Source organism: Bacillales bacterium (genome assembly GCA_035700025.1).
Classification (GTDB): domain Bacteria; phylum Bacillota; class Bacilli; order Bacillales; family DASSOY01; genus DASSOY01.
The window spans coordinates 1-8,707 of the sequence record DASSOY010000016.1; the positions used below are offsets into that span (position 1 = coordinate 1).

Annotated in this window: 10 protein-coding genes; 2 read left to right on the forward strand and 8 right to left on the reverse strand. The window is 48.5% G+C overall.

What is annotated here, in order from left to right:
* Both map and VFK44_03345 read right to left on the reverse strand, forming a co-directional pair.
* The coding region (gene map / locus VFK44_03340; GenBank protein ID HET7627402.1) for a type I methionyl aminopeptidase at positions 1-545 on the reverse strand (545 nt) is incomplete at its 3' end.
* Between the two features lie 97 nt (positions 546-642).
* On the reverse strand, positions 643-2,067 hold the full coding sequence (locus tag VFK44_03345) for an MDR family MFS transporter (GenBank protein HET7627403.1): 1,425 nt from the start codon (positions 2,065-2,067) through the stop codon (positions 643-645).
* 113 nt (positions 2,068-2,180) lie between these two features.
* Between VFK44_03345 and VFK44_03350 the strand changes: the two genes are divergently transcribed.
* Complete coding sequence (locus VFK44_03350; GenBank protein HET7627404.1) at positions 2,181-2,363, forward strand: hypothetical protein; 183 nt, start codon at positions 2,181-2,183, stop codon at positions 2,361-2,363.
* A gap of 2 nt (positions 2,364-2,365) precedes the next feature.
* Here the strand turns inward: VFK44_03350 and tatC are convergent, their stop codons facing one another.
* Genes tatC through moaC form a run of 4 tightly spaced genes read right to left on the reverse strand, consistent with a single transcriptional unit; the run spans position 2,366 to position 4,479 of the window.
* Positions 2,366-3,112 carry a twin-arginine translocase subunit TatC gene (gene tatC, locus VFK44_03355; protein ID HET7627405.1) on the reverse strand — a complete coding sequence of 249 codons (747 nt, stop codon included), beginning with the start codon at positions 3,110-3,112 and terminating at the stop codon, positions 2,366-2,368.
* 15 nt (positions 3,113-3,127) lie between these two features.
* The gene (locus VFK44_03360; protein HET7627406.1) at positions 3,128-3,316 is read right to left on the reverse strand and encodes a twin-arginine translocase TatA/TatE family subunit; all 189 of its coding nucleotides are present in this window, start codon (positions 3,314-3,316) and stop codon (positions 3,128-3,130) included.
* 34 nt (positions 3,317-3,350) lie between these two features.
* Complete coding sequence (locus VFK44_03365) at positions 3,351-3,989, reverse strand: redox-sensing transcriptional repressor Rex (GenBank protein ID HET7627407.1); 639 nt, start codon at positions 3,987-3,989, stop codon at positions 3,351-3,353.
* On the reverse strand, positions 3,976-4,479 hold the full coding sequence (gene moaC, locus VFK44_03370; protein ID HET7627408.1) for a cyclic pyranopterin monophosphate synthase MoaC: 504 nt from the start codon (positions 4,477-4,479) through the stop codon (positions 3,976-3,978). Before moaC ends, VFK44_03365 begins: the two co-directional genes overlap by 14 nt.
* Before the next feature lie 249 nt (positions 4,480-4,728).
* Between moaC and VFK44_03375 the strand changes: the two genes are divergently transcribed.
* Positions 4,729-6,642: an ATP-binding cassette domain-containing protein gene (locus VFK44_03375; protein ID HET7627409.1), complete on the forward strand. Its 1,914-nt coding sequence runs from the start codon at positions 4,729-4,731 to the stop codon at positions 6,640-6,642.
* Positions 6,643-6,950: 308 nt separating this feature from the next.
* Here the strand turns inward: VFK44_03375 and VFK44_03380 are convergent, their stop codons facing one another.
* Together VFK44_03380 and VFK44_03385 are read right to left on the reverse strand one after the other, a co-directional pair.
* Positions 6,951-7,343 carry a hypothetical protein gene (locus VFK44_03380; protein HET7627410.1) on the reverse strand — a complete coding sequence of 131 codons (393 nt, stop codon included), beginning with the start codon at positions 7,341-7,343 and terminating at the stop codon, positions 6,951-6,953.
* 666 nt (positions 7,344-8,009) lie between these two features.
* Positions 8,010-8,390: a hypothetical protein gene (locus tag VFK44_03385; protein HET7627411.1), complete on the reverse strand. Its 381-nt coding sequence runs from the start codon at positions 8,388-8,390 to the stop codon at positions 8,010-8,012.
* Positions 8,391-8,707: the final 317 nt, after the last annotated feature.

The window sequence follows — 8,707 nt, forward strand, 5'->3', positions numbered from 1 at the left end:
TGCGGCACTTGCGGATCCTCATGCATGTCTTGGCCGATGCCGTGGCCGATGAATTGGCGCACGACGGAGAAGCCGCGCGGCTCGGCGAGCGATTGGATCGCGTGGCCGATGTCGCCCATCCGGTTGCCAATGATCGCTTTCTCGATCGACGCATACAGCGATTCCTTCGTCGTGTCGAGCAAGCGCTGCGCTTCCTCGGACACTTTCCCGACGGCGTAAGACCAAGCCGAATCGGCGAGCCAGCCGTTCAAGTTGACGACCATGTCGATCGTGACGATGTCGCCTTCCTTCAACGGTCGGTCCGTCGGAAAACCGTGGCAGATTTCATCGTTCACCGAAGCGCATGTCGCATACGGAAAACCTTCAAACCCTTTTTGCTCAGGCGTCGCGCCGTGCTCACGCAAATAGTTTTCTACGAATCGGTCAATTTCCAATGTCGTCACGCCCGGTTGGATCCGTTTGCGGATTTCTTTGTGGCAGGAAGCCAGCAATTTCCCGGCTTCGTGCATCTTTTCTATTTCACGTCTCGATTTCAAAGTCAACAACGTCATCGCTCCCAACACTCTTGAAATTACGGTTCTTGCAACCAACCACTAGTCTTAGTTTCCATCATTTATTCTTATGAATCAAGGGCAAGTTTTGCTAGGACGCGACCGTCGCTTCTTTCGTGCGTGTCCGCTTCGTTTGGATCCCGAGAAAAACGCCGGCCGGAATCGTGAGCAATGTCATGATCCCAATCATTAAATAAGCTTCGTTCACCGCGGTCATCGCCGCTTTGTGCATCGATTCTCCCGCTGCCATTAAATGCGTTTCGCGCAGTTGGAAGTACACCGAGATGAAAACGACTCCGAGCGCTGAAGCGATCCGGCGCACAACGTTGTTCATCGCCGACCCTTGCGCGACCATTTTGTCGGGAATTGCGTTCATCCCCGCCGTATTTGCCGGCATGTTGGAAAATCCCATGCCGATGCCCCGCAAGACCATCAAGACGACGATCACCCAAAGCGGCGTGCGCAATCCGACGAAATAAAACAGCAGCATCATCAACGTCGATACCGACAGCCCGATCGGTACGACCGCCCCGGCACCTTTTTTATCCAAAATCCGCCCGCCGATGTTCATGAAAATCCCGGTGAATACCGCCGAAGGCAGCAACACGAGACCGGTTACGACCGCACTATAGCCATACACGCTTTGAATCAAGAACGGCAGCAAAAAGATGCTCGCGAACAATCCGACCGTGCCGACACTGGAAATGATGACCGCCAACGAAAACGCAGGCGTCCGAAACAAATCCAGATTCAACAACGGTTCGGCGACTTTTTGTTCGACGATGCCAAACACGATCAAGCTGGCAATCCCTGCTAACGCCAGCAGCAAGTTGACCGGATTCGTCAATTGTTCCAGCGACTGCATTTTCGACAACGCAACCAGCAAAAGACCGATACCGATCGTAATCAATGCAAAGCCGGCAAAATCGAATTTTTTGTCAGGGTTTTTTGCTGGTTTCTTCAAATAGACCGCACATAAAATTAACCCGAGGATGCCGGTGGGGACGTTGGCCAAAAACAAAAAAGGCCAGCTCGCATGTTCAATGATGAACCCGCCGAGCGTCGGCCCGATCGTCGGCGCCACCATGGCAGCGATGCCGTATGCCCCCATCGCCTTGCCGCGTTCATGACTCGGAAACACTTCGAAGATCAATGCCATCGCAAGCGGAATCATCACACCGCCGGCAATCCCCTGCACCGCACGAAAAAAAATGATCGACGAAAGACTCCAGGCAAGGGAGCCGCCGAGCGATCCGCACACAAACAACGCAAGACCGATCATGAACAAGTTCTTCTTCCCGATTTTTTCGCTCAAATAGCCAGTGAGCGGCATCGCCATCCCCATCGTCACCATAAAGATCGTCAAAATCCAGCTCACTTCAATCGGATTCGCGTCAAAAACATCCTGAAAGTAAGGCAACGCCGGATTCATCATGCTGTTGTTCAAAATCAACGTGAACGCGCCAAGCAAGACCGAGATGACCACGAGCCATTTTTCCGCGAAAATTCGCCGCATCACTTCCATCCCCCAACATTTCGTTTCCCGAAAGATCTTCTCCCCACACTATACCACTTGAGCCGCGGCGTGTTTAGAAATATGCACCGGAAGCGAGAGGGGACGCGAGAAGGGTGATTTGGTTGATCCAGCGGACTTATCCACAGATTTCGGTGATGATTGGAGCAAAAATACCCTTCATTGGAGCGAAAACAGCCTTCATTGGAGCAAAAGTGCCCTTCATTGGAGCAAAAACAGCCTCGATTGGAGCAAAACCCGCATTTGTAAAAAAAAACCTGGCTTGCGCCAAGTCATAAGTTTAATCTTCTTGCTGCAGCAGAGCCTCCGCCTGTTTGACTTTCCGGTAAGCGGCCCCTGATATCCAAATGCTGATTTCGTACAAGATGACGAGCGGGACCATCACGACAAGCTGCGAAACGACATCCGGCGGCGTAATCAGCCCGGCGACGATAAGCAAAACAAAATAGGCGTATTTGCGGATCGCGCGCAAAAACATCGGCGTGATCAAGCCGAGCCGCGTCAAAAACATCGCCAGCAACGGCAATTCGAACACAAAGCCGAACGGCAGCGTCAGCTGCACGAGAAACGTAAAATATTCATAAATGCCAAACGTGCCTTCGATTTGCAAATCGTTCGTCAAGCCGATTAAGAAGTCCATAACGAACGGCAAAAGCACGAAATAGGAAAACCCGAGGCCAGCCAAAAAGAGCAGGAGTGTCAGCGGGATGTACATGAGCGTAATGCGCCGCTCATGGTCGTACAAGCCGGGGCTGACGAACGCCCACAATTGATATAAAAGTAGCGGGCCGGTCAACACGAGCGCGAGAATGAAGGCGCATTCCATGTAGACGAACATCGGATCGGTCAGCCGGAACGCGTTCAGCGAAAGGCGTTCCGTCATCGGCGCGTGTTCCAGCATCACGATGATCGGTTTCGATAAAAACAGTCCGGCGACGAAGGCGACGATGAAAAAAACCGCACACACGAACAGCCGCCTCCGTAGTTCGGCGACATGTTCCATAAAGCCCATTTGTTGTTCATTCATAGTAACATCACCCGATTAGTCTTTCTTAACGGTTTTCGATTCGCCTTTCTTGTCCTCGTCATCATCGTCGACCAATCCTTTCGTTGCATGTTTGAATTCACGCAACGTGCTGCCGAAAGCTTTGCCGAGTTGAGGCAAACGTTTCGGTCCAAAAATAACGAGAGCCACAATGGCAATCAAAACAATGCTTCCTGCTCCGAGCATTTCGCTCACCTCCGTTCTAGATGTTGGTGCAACCTTATTGTAAAGGATAGTGTTTCAAGAAGTACAACAACGACTCGAGTTCGACGGACAAATCAATATGATGGACGCGAATCTGTTCCGGCACGGATAACCGGGCCGGCGTAAAATTTAAAATGCCCGCAATGCCCGAGTCGACGATTTCATCAGCGACCATCTGTGCCGCCGTCGCCGGCACGGTGAGAATCGCCACTGGAATTTCGCCGGCGACTTTTTCCCGGAAATTTTTTATATCGTAAACGGGAACGCCGCCGATTTCCTTGCCGACCGTGGCCGGATCGGAATCAAAAGCCATGACGATTTGCGTTCCGCTGTTTTTCATGAAATTGTAGCGCAGCAACGCCGTGCCGAGATTGCCGACGCCGATCAGCGTCACTTTCGTCAATTCGTCCTGATTGAGCGTCTTCCGAAAGAATTCCAGCAATGACTCAACATTGTAGCCGTATCCTTTGCGGCCGAGCGCCCCGAAATACGAAAAATCGCGGCGGATCGTGGCCGAATCGACTTTGACGGCATGGCTCAGTTCTTTCGAGGAGACGCGCTGCTTTCCGGTTTCATGCAAGTTTTTCAAGAAACGGTAATACAGTGGCAAACGCTTGGCCGTCGCCTGCGGAATTCTTGCCTCATTTTTCTTCATCCGGATGTTCGTCCCATCTTCGGTAAAGTCCGCTCTTTCCGCCGGTCTTCTCCACCAAATAGGTTGGGCCGATGACGATGCCCTTATCCACGGCTTTGCACATATCGTATACGGTCAACGCCGCCGCACTCACCGCCGTCAGCGCCTCCATTTCGACCCCCGTCACCGCTTTCGTCTTCACTTCGGCCTCGATCGTTAACCGATATCCGTCATCGGTCTTCCAGTCAAAGCGAAGATCGACGCCGGTCAACGGCAGCGCATGACACATCGGAATCCACTCCGGCGTCTTCTTCGCAGCCATAACCCCGGCCACTTGCGCAACCGCCAGCACATTCCCTTTTTTTAACGTCTGTTGTTCGATGCCTTCGTAAACTTCCCTTTTCACTTCCACTTCCGTGCGCGCCACGGCCGTCCGCACGGTAACGTCTTTCGCGGTAACGTCCACCATGCGAGCCCTTCCCTGCTCGTTCATATGCGTGAAATCCTTCATGGACATCTACCTTTCGGCTCTTGCTTGTCTCAAACTCTTATTGCGCCCGACAGAGCGAACGCATCTACATCTTCACGATTGTACCATATTTCCGGCGTTTGCCGCCGCCCACCGGCACGTCTTCGCGGAAATGCCAATCTGCCTTTATTTTAACGAACATCCGGCAGGAAGTACAATTCAGCGCGGGCCATCTATCGTAAATCGTTGAACGATTGCGCTCCGTCCGCTACACTTGAAGCGGTGAAGCCAATGATTCTTTTACAAGTCAACCAACTGGCGAAATCGTTTGGCGGGGACATCGTCCTGTCCAACGTTTCCCTTGAAGTGAAAACACGCGACCGCATCGGGCTTGTCGGACGCAACGGCGCGGGCAAATCGACATTGCTCAAAATCATCGCGGGTGAACTGTCATACGATTCCGGCGACATTTCGAAGCCGAAAGACGTTTCGATCGGTTACATGGCGCAAAACACGGCGCTCGATTCGGAAAAAACGATTTGGGACGAAATGATGCAAGTCTTCGCCCCGCTCGTTCGCATGGAAAAGCAATTGCGCGAGCTTGAACTGAAAATGGCCGAGCATTATGACGAAAAAGTGCTCTCCGAATATGACGAGCTGCAACAGGCTTATAAAATTGACGGCGGATTCACGTACAAAGCGGATATTCGCGCCGTACTGAACGGCCTGCATTTCGGAGACGTCGACGAATCGACACCCATTTCCACGCTGAGCGGCGGGCAAAAAACCCGTCTGGCGCTCGCGAAAAAGCTGCTCGAAAAGCCGGACGTCCTCATTCTCGATGAACCGACAAATCATCTCGACATTGAAACGTTGACGTGGTTGGAACAGTGGCTCGGCACGTACCCGGGAGCGCTCGTCATCGTCTCGCACGACCGCTATTTTCTTGACCATACGGTCAACCAAGTGTATGAGCTGTCGCGAAACCGTATCGAACGCTTTCCGGGCAATTACAGCAACTACCTCGCGGAAAAAGCGAAGCGCTACGAGCAAGATGTGAAAGCTTACGAGAAACAGCAGAAAGAAGTCGCGAAGCTCGAAGACTTCGTTCAGCGCAATATCGCGCGCGCTTCGACAACGAAACGGGCGCAAAGCCGGCGCAAGCAGCTCGAGAAAATGGAGCGGATCGAGAAGCCTTTAGGCGACGAGAAGACGGCGGCCTTTTCGTTCGGTGTGAAGCGGCAAAGCGGCAAAGACGTGCTTCGCTCCGACGGCCTCGCCGTCGGTTATGAAGCGGATGCGCCGCTGCACGATGGCGTCGACCTCGACGTGAAGCGCGGCGAGCGCATCGCGCTCGTCGGGCCGAACGGCATCGGCAAGACGACGTTGCTGAAGACGCTGGCGGGGATGAAAGCCCCGCTGGCGGGCGAGGTCGTGCACGGGGCGAATGTGAAGATCGGCTACTATGACCAGGAACAGCAGACGCTCAACCCGTCTCAGACGGTGTTGAGCGAGCTGTGGGACGAGTACCCGATGACGTCCGAGCGGGACATTCGCACCGTGCTCGGCAACTTCTTGTTCAGCGGCGACGACGTGCTGAAGCCGGTCGCCGCGTTGAGCGGCGGGGAGAAGGCGCGGGTCGCGCTGGCGAAGCTGATGATGCTGGAGGCGAATCTGTTGATTTTGGATGAGCCGACGAATCATCTCGATTTGGACAGCAAAGAAGTGTTGGAAGCCGCATTGGCCGACTACCCGGGGACGATTCTTTTCGTATCGCACGACCGCTATTTCATCAACCGAATCGCTTCGAAAGTGCTCGAAATGAATCGGGAAGGGTTGGCGGCGTATCTCGGCGACTACGACTACTTCGTGCGCAAGAAAGCCGAGCAAGCGGAGCTTGCGAGGCTGGAGGCCGCCGAGCGCGCGGAAGCGCGCGGGGGCGAAGCGGAGGCGCAGCCGGAAGGCAAGGAGGCGTTCGAAGCCGAGAAGAAGGCGAAGAACGAGGAGCGCCGGCGGCAGCGGCGGATCGAGGAGCTCGAGGCGGAGATCGACGAGATCGAGCAGGCAATTGAGGAGAAGGAAAAGTTGCTGCTCAAGCCGGAAATATACGCGGACCACGAGAAGGCGAACGAGCTGAACAGCGAAATTGCAACTATACGCGAGAAAGCGGAGCATCTCATTGAGGAATGGGTCACACTTCAATAAATGTTAAATCAAGTTTGCACTTAGATTAGTCAGCGTATAAAGCCATATGGAAAGGTGATCTTTTTCTATCACTTTTTGATAAACGGAAAAGAGTTCTTAAGAAAATCAAGAGAATAATTTTAATACCTCTACAAAACTCCCGTGGAACATCCAACTAAATTTACAGCTAATACTTTTATTTATGTATAAATGGCTTACTTCATTATCAAAACACAACAAAATTTTGGGTTTAACGTTCGTTTTTAAACGAACGTTAAACCCAATAGTTTTAAACTAATTAATTTTTTTTGAATTAAATATTAATCTTCTTAACTTACATTTATCTTATCGCAATTTGTTGCATAACCATCTTCATATGGTGAAGATACTGTAACACACGCCTGAATTATTTTGCCATCTTCCCCAACATCACCCTGAGAATAATTTGTATTTACTGAAGTCGAAGTATCGTAAATGGTATATCCATGATCAGTATACCCATCATTAAAATCAACGGTATATCTGGAGTAATGATCGTAAGAAGGGTAGATTGTAATGTGCCATGTTACTGATTCCCCAACAGTATAATAGTATTTATCAGCGGAAATATCCACATCAAAAGTTCTGACGGGATAATTTAGAGTTAATGTTTGTGCATAAGCATTTGAATTTAAGCAAAAACATCCAATTAGTACTGCTAGATAAAGTAACAGCTTTTTCATGTTTTTCACCTACCACTGCACAGGGTCAGATAATACTTCATTAGTTCCGCTAAAACCGATGCTTGCCATCGACCCAAAAAACCCACCAGGCGAAATCGAAACTGAAACATTACTAACTTCTTCATCATGTAAATATGTTACAAAGGCATCTGAATCACCAGAAGCTGGGTTATACCCCGATTCAGTTCTTACTTTGACGTAAGCATACCCGTAATTGTCTCCATTGGCGATTATATTATATTTCCATGCATAACCACCACTAGGTTTTGCGACAATAGTTGGTGCGTCAATATCATAACTTCCTGGGGAACAACTCAACGTCGTACAAGACCATGTTCCATCATAACCATACCCAAATGATGTCCAGCCACGGTCATATCTGATTGCAATAATATCATGATATGTAAAGAAGGGAATAATATTCCATTCATATTCTGCATATAATTTTTCTGCAGGATGGCCAGAGTAAGTAGAATGAGAGTAGAACTCAAGTAGCTAATTAACGAATATTGACTTGGATTATTTTGAATTACCACGTATACATCAAAAATAAAAACTCATTCTAATGATTTCATAAAATTAAATCTATTGACAATTTAAAAAATTAACAATAATTGTGGATGTCAGCTACGGTAAAATTACATACCTCAATAGTCTAAGGAAATGCTATTCCTTCATATTGCTAATTTTATCTACTACCTTTTTATTAATAAATTTCCTTGCAAGTTTCGGATCATCTGTACGAAAAATTACCCCATTTGTATCAAAAATTATAAAATATGGACCCCTTTTTATTTTAAATAGTTCCAGTATATCTTTATCTTCACCTTCTGTAATTACCATACCATTTGAAAATATATCATCCACCTTTTTTGGATATCTTGTATAATAATTGATTGGATTTAAGATTCCATCTTCATAATGATCAACGATTAAGTAAGCGAACATACCTTTTTTTTGAGCATAATATTTCGATTGTTCTGAGCATCCAATAGGACTGATACATATTATTAATAATAAAATAAATAAACACCGGTTTATATTCATTTATAATAACCCCTTCTGCGTTTATATAAATATTTCAATAATTGAATGTCCCATAGCTTATTTAGTTGAAAACGAATACGAATCTAACAATAGTATTTGGAATTTTATAATATATCATTATTTTAAGCATACCATCTTCGGAATTGTTTGGTAACGGCCAATTTAAAATTTTACTAAGTTGAGTCCGTATAATTGTGTAAATTGAGTTTTCAGAGAAAAGAAGAGCCAAATTCAAATCTCTCAGCTAGAATGTAGGTAGCCACCAAAATTCTAGTATGGGAGATGATTTGAAATGGCTCAATACAAGATTAACGTAG